Annotated in this window: 16 protein-coding genes and 1 pseudogene; 8 read left to right on the forward strand and 9 right to left on the reverse strand. The window is 57.7% G+C overall.

Annotated features, from left to right (window positions below; genetic code table 11):
* Nucleotides 1-112: 112 nt before the first annotated feature.
* Nucleotides 113-1699: an ABC-F family ATPase gene (locus ABVN21_RS08610; protein WP_274075840.1), complete on the reverse strand. Its 1587-nt coding sequence runs from the start codon at nt 1697-1699 to the stop codon at nt 113-115.
* A gap of 483 nt (nt 1700-2182) precedes the next feature.
* Between ABVN21_RS08610 and lpxO the strand changes: the two genes are divergently transcribed.
* Entirely contained in the window at nt 2183-3082 is a 900-nt protein-coding gene (lpxO, locus tag ABVN21_RS08615) for a lipid A hydroxylase LpxO (RefSeq protein WP_339555714.1), read from the forward strand.
* A 99-nt stretch (nt 3083-3181) separates the two neighbouring features.
* Here lpxO and ABVN21_RS08620 read toward each other — a convergent pair whose 3' ends face one another.
* Complete coding sequence (locus tag ABVN21_RS08620) at nt 3182-4042, reverse strand: Ku protein (RefSeq protein ID WP_339555713.1); 861 nt, start codon at nt 4040-4042, stop codon at nt 3182-3184.
* 193 nt (nt 4043-4235) lie between these two features.
* Here ABVN21_RS08620 and ABVN21_RS08625 point away from each other — a divergent pair, with 193 nt between their 5' ends.
* Complete coding sequence (locus ABVN21_RS08625) at nt 4236-4580, forward strand: hypothetical protein (RefSeq protein ID WP_339555712.1); 345 nt, start codon at nt 4236-4238, stop codon at nt 4578-4580.
* A 51-nt stretch (nt 4581-4631) separates the two neighbouring features.
* Complete coding sequence (locus ABVN21_RS08630) at nt 4632-5774, forward strand: PQQ-dependent sugar dehydrogenase (RefSeq protein ID WP_339555711.1); 1143 nt, start codon at nt 4632-4634, stop codon at nt 5772-5774.
* Between the two features lie 61 nt (nt 5775-5835).
* Here the strand turns inward: ABVN21_RS08630 and rimI are convergent.
* Nucleotides 5836-6279 (reverse strand): annotated as a pseudogene (rimI, locus tag ABVN21_RS08635) (ribosomal protein S18-alanine N-acetyltransferase); the annotation flags it as partial.
* A gap of 92 nt (nt 6280-6371) precedes the next feature.
* On the opposite strand from rimI, the gene ABVN21_RS08640 reads away from it, so the two are divergent.
* The 3 genes from ABVN21_RS08640 to ilvA all read left to right on the forward strand — a co-directional run bounded on the left by ABVN21_RS08640 (nt 6372) and on the right by ilvA (nt 10204).
* A complete protein-coding gene (locus ABVN21_RS08640) occupies nt 6372-7946 on the forward strand; it encodes a RimK family protein (protein WP_339555710.1) in 1575 nt (524 codons plus the stop codon).
* Nucleotides 7947-7953: 7 nt separating this feature from the next.
* Complete coding sequence (locus ABVN21_RS08645) at nt 7954-8877, forward strand: magnesium transporter CorA family protein (protein WP_339555709.1); 924 nt, start codon at nt 7954-7956, stop codon at nt 8875-8877.
* A 313-nt stretch (nt 8878-9190) separates the two neighbouring features.
* Complete coding sequence (gene ilvA, locus ABVN21_RS08650) at nt 9191-10204, forward strand: threonine ammonia-lyase, biosynthetic (protein ID WP_339555708.1); 1014 nt, start codon at nt 9191-9193, stop codon at nt 10202-10204.
* A 44-nt stretch (nt 10205-10248) separates the two neighbouring features.
* Here ilvA and eco read toward each other — a convergent pair whose 3' ends face one another.
* Nucleotides 10249-10731: a serine protease inhibitor ecotin gene (gene eco / locus ABVN21_RS08655; protein WP_339555707.1), complete on the reverse strand. Its 483-nt coding sequence runs from the start codon at nt 10729-10731 to the stop codon at nt 10249-10251.
* Between the two features lie 306 nt (nt 10732-11037).
* Between eco and ABVN21_RS08660 the strand changes: the two genes are divergently transcribed.
* Entirely contained in the window at nt 11038-11310 is a 273-nt protein-coding gene (locus tag ABVN21_RS08660; RefSeq protein WP_339555706.1) for a DUF1652 domain-containing protein, read from the forward strand.
* On the opposite strand, the gene ABVN21_RS08665 is transcribed toward ABVN21_RS08660, so the two are convergent.
* Nucleotides 11307-11702, reverse strand: a complete 396-nt coding sequence (locus ABVN21_RS08665) for a hypothetical protein (protein WP_339555705.1) — start codon at nt 11700-11702, stop codon at nt 11307-11309. The genes ABVN21_RS08660 and ABVN21_RS08665 overlap by 4 nt on opposite strands.
* A gap of 91 nt (nt 11703-11793) precedes the next feature.
* The gene (locus ABVN21_RS08670; protein WP_339555704.1) at nt 11794-12066 is read right to left on the reverse strand and encodes a DUF2790 domain-containing protein; all 273 of its coding nucleotides are present in this window, start codon (nt 12064-12066) and stop codon (nt 11794-11796) included.
* Between the two features lie 342 nt (nt 12067-12408).
* Between ABVN21_RS08670 and ABVN21_RS08675 the strand changes: the two genes are divergently transcribed.
* On the forward strand, nt 12409-13710 hold the full coding sequence (locus tag ABVN21_RS08675; protein WP_339555703.1) for an OprD family porin: 1302 nt from the start codon (nt 12409-12411) through the stop codon (nt 13708-13710).
* Between the two features lie 25 nt (nt 13711-13735).
* Here ABVN21_RS08675 and ABVN21_RS08680 read toward each other — a convergent pair whose 3' ends face one another.
* The 3 genes from ABVN21_RS08680 to ABVN21_RS08690 form a co-directional block, all read right to left on the reverse strand.
* Nucleotides 13736-14674, reverse strand: a complete 939-nt coding sequence (locus ABVN21_RS08680) for a carbohydrate kinase (protein ID WP_339555702.1) — start codon at nt 14672-14674, stop codon at nt 13736-13738.
* A gap of 13 nt (nt 14675-14687) precedes the next feature.
* On the reverse strand, nt 14688-16184 hold the full coding sequence (gene xylB, locus ABVN21_RS08685) for a xylulokinase (RefSeq protein WP_339555701.1): 1497 nt from the start codon (nt 16182-16184) through the stop codon (nt 14688-14690).
* Nucleotides 16185-16338: 154 nt separating this feature from the next.
* Nucleotides 16339-17811, reverse strand: coding sequence for a mannitol dehydrogenase family protein (locus ABVN21_RS08690; protein WP_339555700.1), 1473 nt, complete (start codon nt 17809-17811; stop codon nt 16339-16341).
* Between the last annotated feature and the right edge of the window lie 11 nt (nt 17812-17822).

The following is a 17822-nucleotide window of genomic DNA, read 5'->3' on the forward strand; positions in this document are numbered from 1 at the left end:
AGCGAGTACACCGTCCAACTGTAGGAGCAAGGCGACAGGTACCTTGACACGTACCGTTCAGAAACAAAAAAGCCCCGTCACAAGGACAGGGCTTCTTGATTACATCTGACGCTTAAAACACTACGCCTTGGCTACGCAGGTAATCGTCATAAGTGCCGCTGAAGTCGGTCACGCCATTCGGGCTCAGCTCGATGATGCGGGTGGCCAGGGAGGATACGAACTCACGGTCGTGGCTGACGAAGATCAGCGTGCCCGGGTAGTTCTCCAGCGCCAGGTTCAGCGCCTCGATGGATTCCATGTCCAAGTGGTTGGTCGGTTCGTCCATGATCAGCACGTTCGGCTTTTGCAGGATCAGCTTGCCAAACAGCATACGACCTTGCTCACCACCGGAGATGACCTTGACCGACTTGAGGATCTCGTCGTTGGAGAACAGCATGCGGCCCAAAGTACCGCGAATCATCTGCTCGCCCTGAGTCCACTGACCCATCCAGTCGAACAACGTGACGTCGTCTTCGAAGTCGTGCGCGTGATCCTGAGCGTAGTAGCCCAGCTCAGCGGCATCGGTCCACTTGACGCTACCGGCATCCGGGGTCAATTCGTTGACCAGGGTGCGCAGCAGGGTGGTCTTGCCGATACCGTTCGGGCCGATGATTGCCACGCGCTCGCCGGCTTCAACCTGGAAGCTGAAATCCTTGAACAGTGGCTTGCCGTCGAAGCCTTTGGCCATGCGCTCGACGATGACCGCCTGGCGGTGCAGCTTTTTGTTCTGCTCGAAACGGATGAACGGGCTCACACGGCTCGAAGGCTTGACCTCGGCCAGCTGGATCTTGTCGATCGCCTTGGCGCGGGACGTGGCCTGCTTGGCTTTCGAGGCGTTGGCCGAAAAACGGCTGACGAACGATTGCAGTTCCGAAATCTGCGCTTTCTTCTTGGCGTTGTCCGACAGCAGTTGCTCGCGGGACTGGGTCGCCACAGTCATGTACTCGTCGTAGTTGCCCGGGAACAAGCGCAGCTCGCCGTAATCCAGGTCAGCCATGTGGGTGCATACGCTGTTCAGGAAGTGACGGTCGTGAGAGATGATGATCATCAGGCTGGAGCGCTGGGTCAGCACGTTTTCCAGCCAGCGGATGGTGTTGATGTCCAGGTGGTTGGTCGGTTCGTCGAGCAACAGCACTTCCGGATCGGAGAACAGCGCCTGAGCCAGCAATACGCGCAGTTTCCAGCCAGGGGAAACTTCGCTCATCGGGCCGAAGTGCTGCTCGATGCCGATACCCAGGCCCAGCAACAGTTCGCCAGCACGGGACTCGGCGGTGTAGCCATCCATTTCGGCGAATTCGGTTTCCAGCTCGGCCACGGCCATGCCGTCTTCTTCGGTCATTTCCGGCAGCGAATAGATGCGGTCGCGCTCGGCCTTGACCTTCCACAGCTCTTCGTGGCCCATGATCACAGTATCGATCACGGTGAATTCTTCGTAGGCGAACTGGTCCTGGCGCAATTTACCCAGGCGCACGTTCGGTTCCAGCATGACCTGGCCGCCGGAGGGATCAAGATCGCTACCGAGGATTTTCATGAAGGTCGACTTGCCGCAACCGTTGGCGCCAATCAGGCCGTAGCGGTTGCCCGCGCCGAATTTGACCGACACGTTTTCGAATAGCGGCTTGGCGCCGAACTGCATCGTGATGTTAGCTGTAGAAATCAAAGGTTTTTCCTGCGAAGCATTCAGAGTAGCTAGGGTTGCGGCAGTACCGAATCAGTACCCGTTCGCGCTGTACGGCCATGGGAAATACATCCCGGTCAGCAGCGGAAGATCCATCTGGCAATAAGTGGACAGCAGCATGTGGAGCGCTTGGGCCCGAGTCGAAGTGCGCTGAGGCCGGAATTGTTCCCGTCATCAACCAAGGGGGGGCGCGTAAAGTTTGGCGGCGATTGTACTGGTCTGGCTCTTTAAACGATAGGGCAATAAGGCCGCACCGGTATCAACGGACAGATTTTCACATCTGAAAGCTAACAATTGGTTACAGACGGTGGCTAAAATGCCATCTTTCACTGGATGCCGAGCCTCGGCATCGGCTCAAGGACGGGCTACCGGGACCGCTGTTTCGTTTTCAGACGCTGCACAAGACCCTTCGGCCCTGGCTGACCGGGCGCGCAGTTTGTTCACTTCTGACATGTGACGATTTCCGTGAAACTCATCATTGCTGCTCTCTACATTGCCTCCATCGCGTACGTACACCTGCGCGGAAAGGTGCGCCACAAGCTGGGTCGCCAACTGAGTGACCATTCGACGTTTCTGGCGCCAATCAATTGCTTCCTTTACCTGTTCTCGAAAATCCCCAACAAGCCTTACCTCAATCCGGCGGATTTCCCCGACTTGAGTCCTTTGCAGGCCCATTGGGAAGAAATCCGCGCCGAAGGCCAGAACCTGTTGCGGGCAGGGGAGATCAAGCGTTCGAACCAGTACGACGACGTTGGCTTCAATTCGTTTTTCAAGACTGGCTGGAAGCGCTTCTATCTCAAGTGGTACGGAGACAGCCATCCGTCAGCGATGAAGCTCTGCCCGCGCACCACCGAACTGGTGCAAAGCATCGGCTCGATTAAAGCGGCGATGTTTGCCGAGTTGCCGCCAGGCTCCAAATTGGTCCGTCACCGCGACCCGTATGCCGGTTCCTACCGTTATCACCTGGGTCTGGAAACGCCCAATGATGCCGGTTGCTACATCAACGTCGACGGTGAGAACTATCACTGGCGCGACGGTGAAGCGGTGATGTTCGACGAGACGTTCATTCATTACGCGGAAAATACCACCCAGCAAAACCGCATCATTCTGTTCTGCGATGTCGAGCGACCGATGAAATATCGTTGGGCGGCGGCGTTCAATGGCTGGTTCAGCCGTCATGTGATGTCGGCTGCTGGCGCGCCAAACGAGGCGGGCGACAAGGTAGGGGGCATCAATCGTCTGTTCGGCAAGATCTACAAGATTCGCCTGCGCGCCAAAGCGTTGAAAAAGCGAAATCGCAAGCTTTACTACCTGCAAAAGTGGGCGTTCTTTGGTGGGTTATTGGCGGTGTTTGTTCTGGTCTGATAGCAGCATCGCTGGCAAGCCCGCTCCTACAGATTTGTGTCAATCACATCTCTCTGTAGGAGCTGGCTTGCCAGCGATAAGGCCAGAACATCCAACGCATTATTTACTGACTTTTTTCCTCGCCGCCGGCTTGGCCGTCGATTTGGTCTTGGCAGATGCCTTGGTCGCCCCCTTGCCACCCAGGCTACGTTTGAGCAACTCGGTCAAATCAATAACATCCGCTGTCTTGCGTTCCTCTTCGCCAGTAGCCGTCTCAACATCTTCAATCTTTCCTTCATGGGCTTTTTTGTCCACCAACGCCATGATCTTCTCTTCGAATTCATCCCGGTAATCGTCCGGTGACCATTCGACGGTCATGTCCTGGACCAAACGCTTGGCCATGTCCAGTTCGCCTTTGGCCAGCTCGGCCTTGGTCACGTCGGGGCCCAACGCCAACTCATCCAGACTGCGGACTTCCGCTGGCCAGCGCAGTTTCACCAGGACCATGGCCGATTCCATCGGCATCAAGGCCGCCAGATATTGGCGGGTATGCAGCACTACGCGGGCCAGTGCGACTTTGTTGGTTTTAGTCAGGGTTTCGCGCAAGAGAGCGTAAACCTTGCCACCGCGCTTGTCCGGCGCCAGGTAGTAGGGGGTATCAATGTTTTGCAGCGGGATTTGCTCGCTGTCGACAAAGGCGAAAATATCGATGGTCTGGGTCGACAGGGGATGCGCCGAGCGAATCTCCTCTTCGCTGAGCACCACATAGCGGCCCTTTTCGTATTGCACGCCTTTGACGATGTGCTCCTTGGTGACTTCCTTGCCGGTGACCTTATTGACACGTTTATAGCCCACCGGATCCATGCTGCGGCTATCGAGCCAGTCGAAATCCACCCCCTGCGAAGACGTCGCCGAAACCAGCGCCACAGGAATATGCACCAGCCCGAAACTGATTGCGCCTTTCCAGATTGCCCGTGCCATGGTCGTCTTCCCAAGAGTGATGTTCAGGTGACCTGTCGCCTCGAACAAAAGTTTCAGCGGCCTGCAGCCCGGTCCTGGCAGTGGACCAACGTTGTGTTACATCTTCCCTGGAACGTTTGGGTTAACAAATCCGAACCCCAGGCGTAGCGTGCTATCAAAGACTCCATTCACGCACACGTCGAGAGGCTCCCCCATGAACCGATACGTACCTGGCCTTATCGTGCTGGCTTTGAGCGGCGTATTCGGTCCTTGGGCTCAGGCCGAGGTCGTCTCGCCAGGCGCACGGTTATACATGGCGCAGAACCTGCCGGGCAGCACAAATAACAATCCCTATAACAGCCCGATCCGCCGGGCCAATCCCAACAGCATGCAAGGCACCCAGCCCAGCGCCCCGGCCATACGTGGTCCGAACACCGTACCGGTGCCACGGCCGCCAACTCTCGATAACGGCGGCATTGGCAACCGCTACCCGCAAGGTAGCCCGGCCCCCGCCAGCGCACCGAAATTCATTCCCAATCCGCCTCCCCGCAGTCCTTGAACGGTAGGCCTACAGATCTGTCGACCCACCTCATGACAAAAGGAATCGTACATGTTGCGTAAAACCCTATTGGCCACTTTCTGCGCCAGCGCCCTGATGACCATCACATTCCCGGCCCTTGCTTTGGAGATGCAGAGCGAGCAGGGCACGCTTGAGGTCACGCCGATCGCAACAGGTCTGGAGCACCCGTGGGCATTGGCATTTCTGCCAGACCGCCAGGGCATGCTGGTGACCGAGCGTCCGGGCAACCTGCGCGTGGTAACGGCTGACGGCAAATTGTCAGCGCCGATCAACGGCGTACCCAAGGTCTGGGCCAACGCACAGGGCGGTTTGCTGGACGTAGCGCTGTCTCCAGACTTCAAGCAAGACCGCATGGTTTACCTGACCTTCGCTGAGGGCGGTGGGCAGGGGGACAAGGCAGGGACTGCGGTCGGCCGCGGACGTTTATCTGAAGACGTGACGACGCTGAAGGACTTTCGGGTGATTCTCCGACAGGAGCCCAAGCTCTCGACCGGCAATCATTTCGGTTCACGCCTGGTGTTCGACCGGGACGGCTATCTGTTTGTGACCTTGGGAGAAAACAACGACCGGCCCACCGCACAGGACCTCGACAAGCTGCAGGGCAAGGTCGCGAGGATCTATCCAGACGGCAAGGTGCCCGATGACAACCCCTTTGTCGGCCAGGCCGGCGTGCGCCCGGAAATATGGGCTTACGGCGTTCGCAATCCGCAGGGCGCGGCGCTAAACCCCTGGACCGGCACCCTCTGGGAAGACGAACACGGTCCCTTAGGGGGTGATGAAGTCAACATCATCGAACGCGGCAAGAATTACGGTTGGCCCCTGGCTACCCACGGCATCAACTACTCCGGCCAGCCGATCCCGGAAGCCAAGGGCAAAACCGCTGAAGGCACGGTTGGGCCGCACCATGTCTGGGAGAAGTCCCCCGGTCTCAGTGGCCTGGCGTTCTACGATGGCGATCGCTTCAAGGTCTGGCAGCACAACGCGTTTATTGGTGCCCTTGTTACCCGGGAGCTGATCCGACTACAGTTCGATGGCGACAAGGTGGTTCACGAAGAACGCCTGTTGGGTGAATTCAAAAAACGCATTCGCGATGTGCGACAAGGGCCCGATGGTTATTTGTATGTGCTGACCGATGAAGAGAACGGTGGACTTTACAAGATAGGCCTGAAGTAACCATCGCTTTTGTGGCGAGGGAGCAAGCTCCCTCGCCACAGGTTTACCCCATGGCTGGCCCGATGCGTTTTTCCAGGCGCAGTGCGTCGGCGTGATCCTGGTAATAGTCATGAATTAACGCGAAGCGCTGATAGCCGTTGCGTTCATACAAGGCAATCGCCTTCGGGTTGTCGATACGCACTTCAAGGCGCAAACAAGCGCGACCGTGCTCCTGTGCTGACGCTTCAATGCGCTCGAGCAATTGCTTTCCCAACCCACAGCCCCGCGCTTGGGCATCAATCGCAATCGAATACAGCCGCGCCGCTGATGTTCCTCGATGAAAAAGCACCACGGCATAACCCGCCAGGTGCTCCCCGCGCTGCGCCACCAGCAACTGCCCGTGTGCATGGGCAATCATCCACCGAAAGCTGCGACGGTTGAGCCGGTCCGTGGTGAAGCATTGTTCTTCAAGCTTGAGCAGTGCCGGTAAGTCTTCAATGACCGCCAAACGAAAAACCAGATTCATATAACCACCGTAAAAGTTGCGTAATGAAACGGGACTTTCAAAAAAGTTCGTGCTTAATAGGAAAGGTCTTGTTCTCCAACGGATCAATCACTATGTCAGCGGTACAAAGTCATTGGCGCGAAGTATCAGAGCAAACTTTAACGGCGGCAACTTTTTTAAATGACACTCTTAGAACTTCCAGTCAGTTAATTATCATCGTCGAACGCAAGGAAGACTGGGCTTCCTATTTTCCCAGCGAAGACATCGTCACGGCCCAGGAATACCTCGAACAAACCCGCGACAACGAGCAAGGCAAACGCGTTCAGGTGATTAACCTGTGTCGCAGCTACAAGTACCTGGGCCACGGTTATTACTGCTCTTTGCTGGCCGAAGCCCGAGGGCACAAGGTCATTCCGTCGGTACGGACCATCAGCGAACTGACGCGCAAATCCCTGTACGGCCTGGCTCTGGATGATCTGGATAAAAACCTGGAAAAAGCCCTCAGTCATCATGTTTACAGCGATACCGAAGGTTTCACCCTGACGTTATATTTTGGCAAGACCAACATCGAGCCATTACAGGAATTGGCGCGGCAGTTATTTGAAATCTTTGCCTGTCCGATTTTGCTGGTTGAGTTTCGTCGAACGAACGGCTGGCATATAGAAGGCATTAAGTTTGGTGCGCTGCATAAGTTGCGCGAAGACCAGGAAGATCAATTTGCCAACTCGCTCGACAGTTTCAGTCGCAAGATCTGGCGTATGCCACGCTCTAAGCGGTTGGCACGTTACGACCTGGCGATCCTGCACGATCCTCAAGAAGCCTTGCCGCCGTCAAATCCCAAGGCGCTGGACAATTTCGTCAGGGTCGGCAGGACGCTGGGCATCGACGTCGAATTGATCGAGCGCAAGGACTATGCGCGGATTGCCGAGTACGACGGCTTGTTGATTCGCGAAACCACCAGTGTCGACAACCACACCTACCGCTTCGCCAAGAAAGCCGAGAGTGAAGGGCTGGTGGTGATGGACGACCCGGCATCGATCCTGCGCTGCACCAACAAGGTCTATCTGACTGACCTGCTCAAGAGCCACCAATTGGGCATGCCCGCCACCGAAATCCTCTACAAGGAACGACCCGAGGACTTCGAGCGCGTCGGCGAGCGTCTGGGTTTTCCGTTGGTGCTGAAGATCCCTGACGGCTGTTTCTCCCGGGGCGTGATCAAGGTTGAGAGCCAACAGGCCCTGCTCGAAGCCACCGCCGAACTGTTCGAACACTCGGTGCTGTTGCTGGCTCAGGAGTTCTTCTACACCGAGTACGACTGGCGCATTGGCGTGCTCAACCGAAAGCCGATTTTTGCCTGCCAATACTTCATGTCCAAGGGCCATTGGCAAATCTACAACCACAAGGCCAAGGGCCAGGACATCAACGGTGAATGCCGCACCTTGGCGGTTCACGAAGCGCCGCGGGCCGTGGTGGACCTGGCGGTGAAAACGGCCAACCTGATCGGTGATGGCTTGTATGGCGTTGACCTCAAGCAGTCCGGCGACAAAGTGGTGGTGATCGAAGTCAACGACAACCCGAACATGGACGCGGGCATCGAAGACGCCTATTTGCAGGACGATCTGTATTCATTGGTGCTGGAGGAGTTTGTGCGGCGCCTGGAACTCAAACGTCGCGGCCAGGCCTGGTGAACGGCCGATGATCCAGAGTTTTCAATTGACTCAGGGGACACTGCACGCGGTCGAACGGCTGGACGCCGAAGTCATGCTATTCAGCAATCCTGACGCCGCCGAGCGCGACCTGCTGCATAGCCATTTCAAACTCGATGACCACGCGTTGGCCTCGGCCCTGGACCCTGACGAGGTCTCGCGTATCGAGTTCCACCCCGACAACTTGTTCCTGATCTGGAAACGTCCGGAAAACTACTCGGGCGCGGGCAGCCTGGCCTTCGAAGTGTCGTCCTGCGGCCTGCTGTTTTGCCCGGATCGCCTGCTGGTGATCGCCACGGACGACGCGCCCTTGAACGGGCTCGGCAGGCGACAGGCACTGAACACGCCGCTGGACGTCTTGCTCGATCTGTTGTTCAACAACATCCACCACTATTTGGGTCACCTCAAAGTCATCAAGCTGGTTGCCCGGGAATTGCAGCAGAAATTCAACGCGTCGATGCAGAACCAGCACCTGATCCAGATGTTCAACCTCAGCGAAAGCCTGATTTATTACATCAACGCCATTCACAGTAACGGCGCGGTCCTGACCCGGCTACGCAATCATGCAGAAAAGGAACACTTTGGCGCCCATGCTATTGGCCTGATCGACGACCTGATCATCGAAAACAACCAATGCTACAAGCAGGCGGAGATCTACTCGACGGTGTTCTCCGGGCTCATCGACGCCCGGGGCAACCTGATGAACAACAGCATGAACAACCTGCTGCGCAAGCTGACGCTGATCAACGTGGTGTTTCTGCCGTTGAACCTGATCGCGAGCATTGGCGGCATGTCGGAGTTCAGCATGATGACGGCGGGATCGCCGTGGTGGGTTTCTTATCCGTTGTTTTTGATAGCGATGATGATTGGGGCGGGAGTGATGGTGTTAGGGCTCAAGCGTTTGGCGAAATAATTTGAACGACAGACAGATCGCCATCGCGGGCGAGCCCCCCACCAAGGGGCTGGATGTGCCCGCGATAGCAATCTTCGAATCAACAGAGAGACCGGATCTGTGTTGAGCCTTCGCAACAATGACCATTGACTTGCCATCAACGCCCGGCTACTTTCCGGGCATGACTTCCATCGTATTGCGCTGCCAGCCAAGCATTATTATTACCGCCATTCCTCATTTGGCGGGCTAGCTCACGACTGCAGCACCCAACCCGCCCTAGAGGCGGGTTTTCATTTTCTGTCTCGGGGTTCTGATCAAATGTCAGGAGACGAATATGACCAGCGTGCCCGCACAACAAACCCTGCTTGAACATTACGTCAAAAAAATCCTTGCCGCGCCGGTCTATGAATTGGCGGTGCGCACACCGTTGCAACCAGCACCGGCGCTGTCCTTGGCCTTGGGCAATCAAATCCTGCTTAAACGCGAAGACTTGCAACCGACCTTTTCCTTCAAGATTCGTGGTGCTTACAACAAACTCGTTCAACTGAGCACTGAGCAAAAGGCCCGCGGCGTGGTCACGGCTTCGGCAGGCAATCACGCCCAGGGCGTAGCGTTGGCCGCCCGTGAACTGGGGATCGACGCCTCGATAGTGATGCCCGCCACCACACCGGAACTGAAGGTGCTCGGGGTGCGCAGCCGTGGGGCGGAGGCGTTGTTGCACGGGGAGAGTTTTCCGTTTGCCTTGGCCTACGCGCTCGAGCTGGCGGAAAAAACCGGGAAGACGTTTGTTTCGCCCTTCGACGACCCAGACGTGATTGCGGGGCAGGGCACCGTGGCCGCGGAGATCCTGCGTCAGCACCAAGGTGCTTTGGATGCGATTTTTGTACCGGTGGGCGGCGGCGGGTTAATCGCCGGCATCGCGGCGTACGTCAAATACCTTCGGCCAGAAATTCGCATCATCGGTGTCGAGTCGGAACATTCCGCTTGCTTGAAAGCAGCATTGGAGGCTGATCAGCGTGTCGTTTTGCCAAGCGTTGGCACTTTCGCCGACGGTGTCGCGGTCGCGCAGATCGGAGCTTTTGGCTTCGAGGTCTGCCGGTTTTGCGTGGATGAGGTGCTGACCGTCAGCAACGATGAACTCTGTGCTGCAATCAAGAATATTTATGACGATACCCGCTCGATCACCGAGCCTTCCGGCGCGTTGGCGGTGGCGGGTATCAAGAAGTACGTGGCGAGAAGCGCTTTGCGTGGCCAGACGTTCGTCGCCATCGATTCAGGCGCCAATATCAATTTCGACAGTTTGCGGCATGTGGCCGAGCGCGCCGCGTTGTGCGGCGACCCGGCGTGAAGCGTGTCAGCCGTAAAGCGGATGTCTTTACGTCCGCTTCACGGCTACTCGGTGACGGCTTTCTCGACTTTGCTGGAGGCTGACCAGACCCGGTAGCGAACCTCCACGTCCTTGGGAACGTAGAGCACGATCGGCAGTTTGCTGTTATAGCGCAGCATCAAACCGTCACCCACCACTGGCACGAAGTCTTGGGTGCTCTTGCCGTCGGGGCAGGCCATCATCGTGCTCATTGGACCGATGACTTTTTCCAGACGGTAGAACGGGTAGCCCCAGCCCTCGAGGTTTTTCTCTTCGAGGATGCCGCCCAGACGTTGGCGATTGCAGTCGACCTTCAAGGTCTTGCCGGCGAGGATCTCGACCTGAAAGTCTTCTTCTCGGGTTTGCGGGGTCAGGTGTATGACCTGGCGGGTAAAACCGTGTTCCGGTTTCGGGAAGGGCGCGACATCTTCGAGTTTTGCCGCGTGAACGACGCTTGACAGCGCCACAGCAATCAGCCCGACGGTGGTGCTGATGGACAATGAACCCATGATGCCTCCTTGCGTATGTGTGAAGTGAGCGGATACTGGATCGGCTGGGCGCTATTCTCGACGGCACCAGCGGACGATGCAAACCCTTCACCTCAGTGTGCAATTTGCAGGGCCGCTAGAGGCCCGTTTCGCAATTTGCATGATCGTTCTTACAAGCTCTTACAATAAGCCCTTGATTTACCGATGAGCTGCACAGCGAGTTTCAAGGCATGTTTTATGCTGTAGCTCTTCTCAAGCTGACCGGGATTCCATATGAGCCAGCGTCGATAGTTGATTTGGCAAACTCGCAAAAAGGAGAGGTTCGCCATGTTTCTTTCTGCCTTGGAACTCCGCAACATAATTGAAAGCAGTTTTCTACCAAAACGCTGTCAATGCACGCTGTCGCCGGATTTATCGATGACCGTAAAAGTCTATGCCGATGGTGAGACCGATCAACTCGATCTATTAAAAACCGGGATCAATGCCCGGCAACTCAATGGCTGTCGTGAAATCAACGAATTGATAGCTGTATTGCGTACCGATCTTCAGAATCACTACGCAGAGCCCGGGCATAGCGAAGGAATGCGCAAAGTGCTTTAAGCGGTCGTTTCAAACTCCACCGACATGCGCCGGGTCTGGAAAAACGCCAGGCCTAGCGCCAGTTCAACCGCGACGGCAAGCAGAATGCCCGGCCCTACATGGCCATTGAGCCATTCTGCGAAACCCAGGATTGCCAGCCCCCAGCAGCCCACCACAAAGCCATGGGTCAATGCAGTTCGAGTGGCGGATGGTGCTTCATTGCGGACCAGATAAAACATTACGCCCAAGGCTGCGAACAACACGGCGATACGTCGCGCGATCAAACCGGCGGCCAGCGAATATTCAATATCCCAGGTGGCCAGCAACCAGTCGGGCGTGATGCCCCAGGCCAGCGTCAGCAAAAAACATAAAATGGCGGTAAACGTCGACAATGTACGAAACGACAACTGCATGGCTAATCCTTGCGGCAGTGAGGGAAGGCGCTAGAGCATAGCGCCTGAATTCCCTCACGAACACCGGAAGGTGTTATTTCAGACTTTTCAGTCAGTTCTGGTAACGGCAGGCGTCAGAAAGTTTTCGGTAGGCAATCTCTGCGGGTTGGCCTGATTGATCGTCGATGTACTTCATCTTCGCCGTGACCACTACGCATTCCAGTGTGTCGGGTTCGCTGAGGTCAATCACTTTGCCCACGTGCAGCGGCATTCCGTAGTGATAGGACGGTACATTTGCCGAAGCGGTGGGATCATCGGCCTGTGCATTACCGGTTGATGAGGCGCAGACAAGGGCGATTGAAACAAGCAAGGCGCGCGAGTTCATGGGGCGATCTCCAGTGCAGACGCAAGTTTGCTCGACGTGGCGTCGAACCTGCCGCACTGGGCGTCAGAGAGCTCTGAGGGCGTGCGGTCCAGTAGAGTGTTGGACTGCGCGATTAAGCATTGGTTAAACCGCCTGAACGCCACCTGTCGTTTAGCCACTACCGTTCGGCGGCAAATACAGTCATTTTTCAGACTAAAGTCGCCTGCAGCATCGAAAAGCCTTCTGCCATCATTGCCGCTCACCCCGCGTGTTCACTTCAGCCCGGCCCATTTACTGGATCGGATGAGGGCTATTTCTGGCTGATTGCGCCCCGGCGCAGACGCTGCATTGTTGGAGTTTTTAATGCGTCCCCCTTTTACGTTCATCTCCGCGCGCCAGTCACTCGGCTTCGGCGCTGTAGTCCTGTGCGCCGGTTTTACCGGGCCGGCTCATGCGAGCGGTTTTATCGATGACACCACGGCGAAGATCGAATCCCGTACGGTGTATTTCAACCGCGACTTTCGTGATGGGCACACCTCCACCGAACAGGGCGCTTCGAAACGCGAAGAGTCGGCCCAGGGTTTTATTCTCAATCTGCAGTCGGGCTACACCCAAGGTGCGCTCGGTTTTGGGGTCGATGCATTGGGCATGGCGGGGTTCAAGCTCGATTCCAGCCCCGACAGCAGCAACAGCGGATTGCTGCCGTCCAGCGGGAGTAATCCGCGTGGCTCGGCGGATGAATACACCAAGCTCGGGCTGACCGCAAAGGTGCGCGTCTCGCAAAGCGTGCTGAAGTACGGCGCCTTGCTGCCGGATGTGCCACTGCTCAAATACAACGACGGTCGCTTGCTGCCGACCCTGTTCAATGGCGCGATGCTCACGTCCAGAGAAGTAAAAGACCTGAATTTCATGGCGGCGCGCCTGGACAAATACACCGCCCGGGATTCCACCGATTCCCAGGACATCCGCGTGCACTGCAAGAACAAGCGCTATGCCTGCAACATCACCGCCGATCATTTCGACATGTACGGCTTCGATTACAAGATCAACGAACGCCTGACCGGCCAATATCACTACGCCGAACTGGAAGACATTTACCGCCAGCACTTCCTCGGCTTGCTGGCCAACCAGCCATTGGGCAGCGGCGTGCTCAAGGCCGATCTGCGCCTGCTCAAGAGTGCCGACAGCGGCGATGCCCGCGCCGGCTCCATCGACAACCGCGCGCTGAGTGGAATGCTCGCTTACGCCATCAGCGGCCATACGTTCAGCGCCGGTTGGCAGCGCATGAACGGCGACAACTCGATGCCGTACCTGGATGGCACTAATCCGTATCTGGTCAACTATGTGCAGGTGAACGATTTCGCCGCCGCGCAGGAACGCTCGTGGCAACTGCGCTATGACTATGATTTCAAGGCCATTGGTATCAACGGGCTGAGTTTCCTGACCCGGTACGTGAACGGTGATCACATCAAGGTGCCGGGCAGCGATCAGGAAGGCAAAGAGTGGGAGCGCGACAGCGAGCTCAAGTACGTGGTGCAAAGCGGAGCGTTCAAGGATGTCAGCCTGCGACTGCGCAATGCGACGTACCGCACCAACTACGAGAAATATGCCCGCGATGTGGATGAGACGCGGTTGATCGTCAGCTACAACTTTTCGATCTTGTAGAGACTGATTCCCTGTAGGTCGTGCGTCAGGTGAGCTGCTGCCGATACGGCAAGTCCGGCCCGGTCTTGCTGCATGTGAGCGCCGCCGCGTGCACGGCAAACCTGACCATCCCGTCGATCTGCTCGCGACTCAGTTGCCGCACGCCTTCAATCGAATCCAGTTGCTGCTCGGTCAACCACGTAATCAGCGCAGCCTGAAAGGTATCGCCCGCGCCGACGGTATCGGCGATGTCCACAGTGCTGGCCGGCACCGACCATGAACCGTGAACCCGGCTGAACACCGTCGCACCCTCGCCACCACGGGTCAGGAACACCAACTGACAACGTTGTTGCAACCAGCCCTCGATCACTCGCTCTGGGTCCTGCTCGGGATACAACAGACTCAAATCCTCATCGCTGACCTTGATCAGGTCGGCATGCTCGACCAGCGCCGCAACCCGCGAGCGCCACAACTCGATGTTCGGCTCCGGGTTGAGCCTCACGTTCGGATCGAGGCTGATCAAGCGTTTGCCGCTTTCACGGCGCACCAACTCCAACAACGTATCGGCAATCGGTTGCACCACCAGCGAAAATGAACCGATGTGCAAGCCGCGCACTTCAGGTCCCAAGGTTGGCAAATGCTCGGGTTTCAGCTGGCGATCGGCGCAGCCTTCACCCCGAAAGCTGTAGTGCGGCGAGCCGTTGGCGCCGACCGCGACCATCGCCAGCGTGGTCGGTGCGGCGAAATCCACCAGATAGTCGGGGCGCACACCTTCGTCCTGCAGCACTTGCAACAAACGCCGGCCGAGGTAGTCGGTCGAGAGTCCGGCAAACAGCGCCGCGTCCACGCCCAAGCGGCACAATCCGACTGCGACGTTGAACGGCGAGCCACCGGCAATCGCCTTGAAATTCACTTTTGAAGCCAGGCCGCTGACGTCATTTTCACTGAAGAAGTCGAACAGCGCTTCGCCACACACCAGATACATAGTTGATCGCTCTTTAAAGGGTTGCGACATGCTGTTGATAGCGTTCGTAGGCCAACCGCGTGGCCGCCACGTTTTCTGCAATCGGCAAGGTTTCACTGGCCAGGTCGAGCTTCACGCAACGCTCGCACAAGTCCGCCAGACTGTCTTCGTTCCCGCTTGCCCAGGATTTGCACCACGCTGCCTGAATCGCTGCGCCGAGGGCAGCGGCTTCGCTTTGCTCGGGGCAGACGACTTTCATGTTCATGGTGTCGGCAACGATCTGTCGCCACACCGGGCTCTGCGAGCCACCACCGATCAGGCAAATGCTGCGGCTTTGTAAGCCATTGTGGTGCAGCAGGTCCAGTCCGAAACGCAAACCGAAGGTCGTGCCTTCCACCACGGCGCGACACAGATTGGCTTGGGTCAGGTTGCTCATGGTCAGGCCCAGCACGCTGCCGGTGGCGTGGGGCAGGGCGGGCACACGTTCCCCATTGAAGAATGGCAGGATGCTCACGCCTTCGGCGCCGATCGGGGCCTGGGCGACGAGGGCGTTGAAATGCTCGATATCCAGGTCGAACAATTCACGAATCATGCCCGTGGCGTTGGTCAGGTTCATGGTGCAAATCAACGGCAACCAGCCGCCACTGGAGGAACAGAACGTAGCGACCGCGGCGTCCGGGCTGACTTTCGGTTGCTCGGCGTAAGCGTACACCGTGCCCGACGAGCCGAGGCTCATGGTGATCGCGCCGGGTTTGATGTTGCCGGTGCCGATGGCGCCCATCATGTTGTCGCCGCCGCCGCTGGACACCAGCGCGCGGGGATTGATGCCCAGGTGTTCGGCGATGCCCGGCAGCAGCGTGCCGACGGCCTGATGAGCATCGATCAGCTCCGGCAACGCCGCTTGCAGGCGGCCGCTGGGGTCGATGTCGCGCAACAGCTGCAAATCCCATTGGCGGGTGCGCACGTTGAAATAACCCGTGCCCGAGGCATCGCCGTACTCGCTGCAACTGCGGCCGGTGAGCCAGAAGTTCAGATAGTCGTGGGGCAGCAGCATGCGTGCGATTCGGGCGAACACGTCGGGGTGCTGCTCCTGGGTCCAGAGCAATTTAGAGACCGTGTACCCGGGCGCGATGACCACGCCCAAGCGCTCCAGCGAGCCTTGTTCACCGCCCAGGTGTTTGAGCAGGCGATCGTTTTGCGCTGTGGTTTCGGTGTCGCACCAGAGCTTGGCCGGGCGCAGGACCCGGCCTTGATCGTCGAGCAGCACCAAGCCATGTTGCTGGCCGGAAACACCGATGCCGAGGATGTCCTGGCCATCGATGTTGGCTGCCAGCAACGCACGACGGGTAGCAAGAGTGAATGCGTCCAGCCACTGCGTGGTGTCTTGTTCGCGGCGACCATTGGCGCCGCTGATCAGCTTGTGCGCGGCAGAGCCCTGGCCCAGCACCTGTCCGCTGACGGCATCAAGGATGACCGCTTTGGTGCCTTGGGTGCCGCAGTCGATGCCGAGGAAGAGTTGTGGGTTTGCCATGGCAGGTCCTTGGTGTGTCAGGTTTGATCTCGGTTGGCCAATCGCGAGCAAACTTGCTCCTACAGGTTTTGTTTCGTTCATTGATCAGTGGCTCGACATTCGAACTGCTGGAGCAAGCTTACTCGCGATAACGGCAGTCAATTCACAGCAGTGTTCAGGCCAGAACCTTCTCCAGCGTCCGAGTCACCCCAACCTCTCTCAAACTGTTGCAACACCACTCAAACGCCGCGACGAATTCCGGCGAGTTAGGAATCGACGTGCCGAAAATCTCCTCGACGGCCAGCAACCGCTGCGTAATCAGCACATCGTCCAGCACCAACGCCTGACAAAACGCCGCCCTCGGGTCAGGAACGACGAAGGTATCGCCATTCTCATCAACACCCTTCAAATACAGTGACCACGCCGCCACCACCAGCGCCGCACGCTTGGTCTCCCGGCGATCGGCAATCAAACGATTGATCGTCGGCACGGTGAACTTAGGAAACTTCGACGAACCGTCCGAACACACGCGCTCCAGTTGATCGGCAATCGCCTGATTGGAAAAACGCGCCACCAGAGTGTTTTTGTACTCGGTCAGGTCGATCCCCGGTACCGGCGACAGTTGCGGCGTCACGTCCAGGTCCATGTAGGCGCGCATGTAGCGTACGAACAACAGGTCGTTCATGGTCTCGTGGACGAAGCGGTAGCCCTTGAGGAAACCCAAATACGTCAGGGCCAGGTGACTGCCGTTGAGCAACTTGATCTTCATCTCTTCGTAAGGCGTGACGTCGGCGGTGAACTGCACGCCGACCTTTTCCCAGGCCGGGCGGCCGTTGACGAATTTATCTTCCAGCACCCACTGCACAAAGGGTTCGCAGACCACCGGCCAGGCGTCGTCCACGGCGTGCTTGTCCGCCAGTTGCAGACGATGTTCGGTGCTGGTCATCGGCGTGATGCGATCGACCATGGCGTTGGGGAAGCTCACGTGGTTTTCGATCCAGTCCCGCAAATCGGCATCACGCAGGCCGGCGAAGGCCAACAGCGCCTTGCGGGTGACCGCGCCGTTGTGCGGCAGGTTATCGCAAGACATCAAAGTGAACGCCGGCGTGCCGGCTGCGCGGCGTTTGGCCAGGGCGGCGCAGAGGAAACCGAACACGGTTTTCGGCGCATCCGGGTTCGCCAGGTCGTGTTGGATCTGCGGCAGGTGGGCCATGAACTCGCCGTTGCTGTCGTCGATGCAGTAGCCGCCTTCGGTGATGGTCAGCGAAACGATGCGGATCTCGGGGCTGGCGAGTTTGTCGATCAGCGCCTGGGCATCATCTTCGGCCAACAGCATGTCGCGGATGGCACCGATGACCCGGACTTCGGTGTCGTCGCTATCGCCGAGTTCGAACAGGGTAAACAGGTAATCCTGTTTTTTCAGGTCATCCCGGGCGCGACGATCTTCGGCGCGCAGGCCGACGCCGCAGATGGCCCAGTCCAGGCCTTCGCCGGTGTTCATCAGCGCGTCGGTGTAATACGCCTGATGGGCGCGGTGGAAACCGCCTACGCCGATGTGCGCAATGCCTTGGCGGGTGTCGCTCAGGGCGTAGCCGGGCAGGACCACCTCGGGTGCGAGGCGGTGCAGATTCTGTTTGTTGAGTTTCATCGCAGGCTCTC

The sequence above is a fragment of the Pseudomonas sp. MYb327 genome (assembly GCF_040438925.1).
GTDB lineage: Bacteria > Pseudomonadota > Gammaproteobacteria > Pseudomonadales > Pseudomonadaceae > Aquipseudomonas.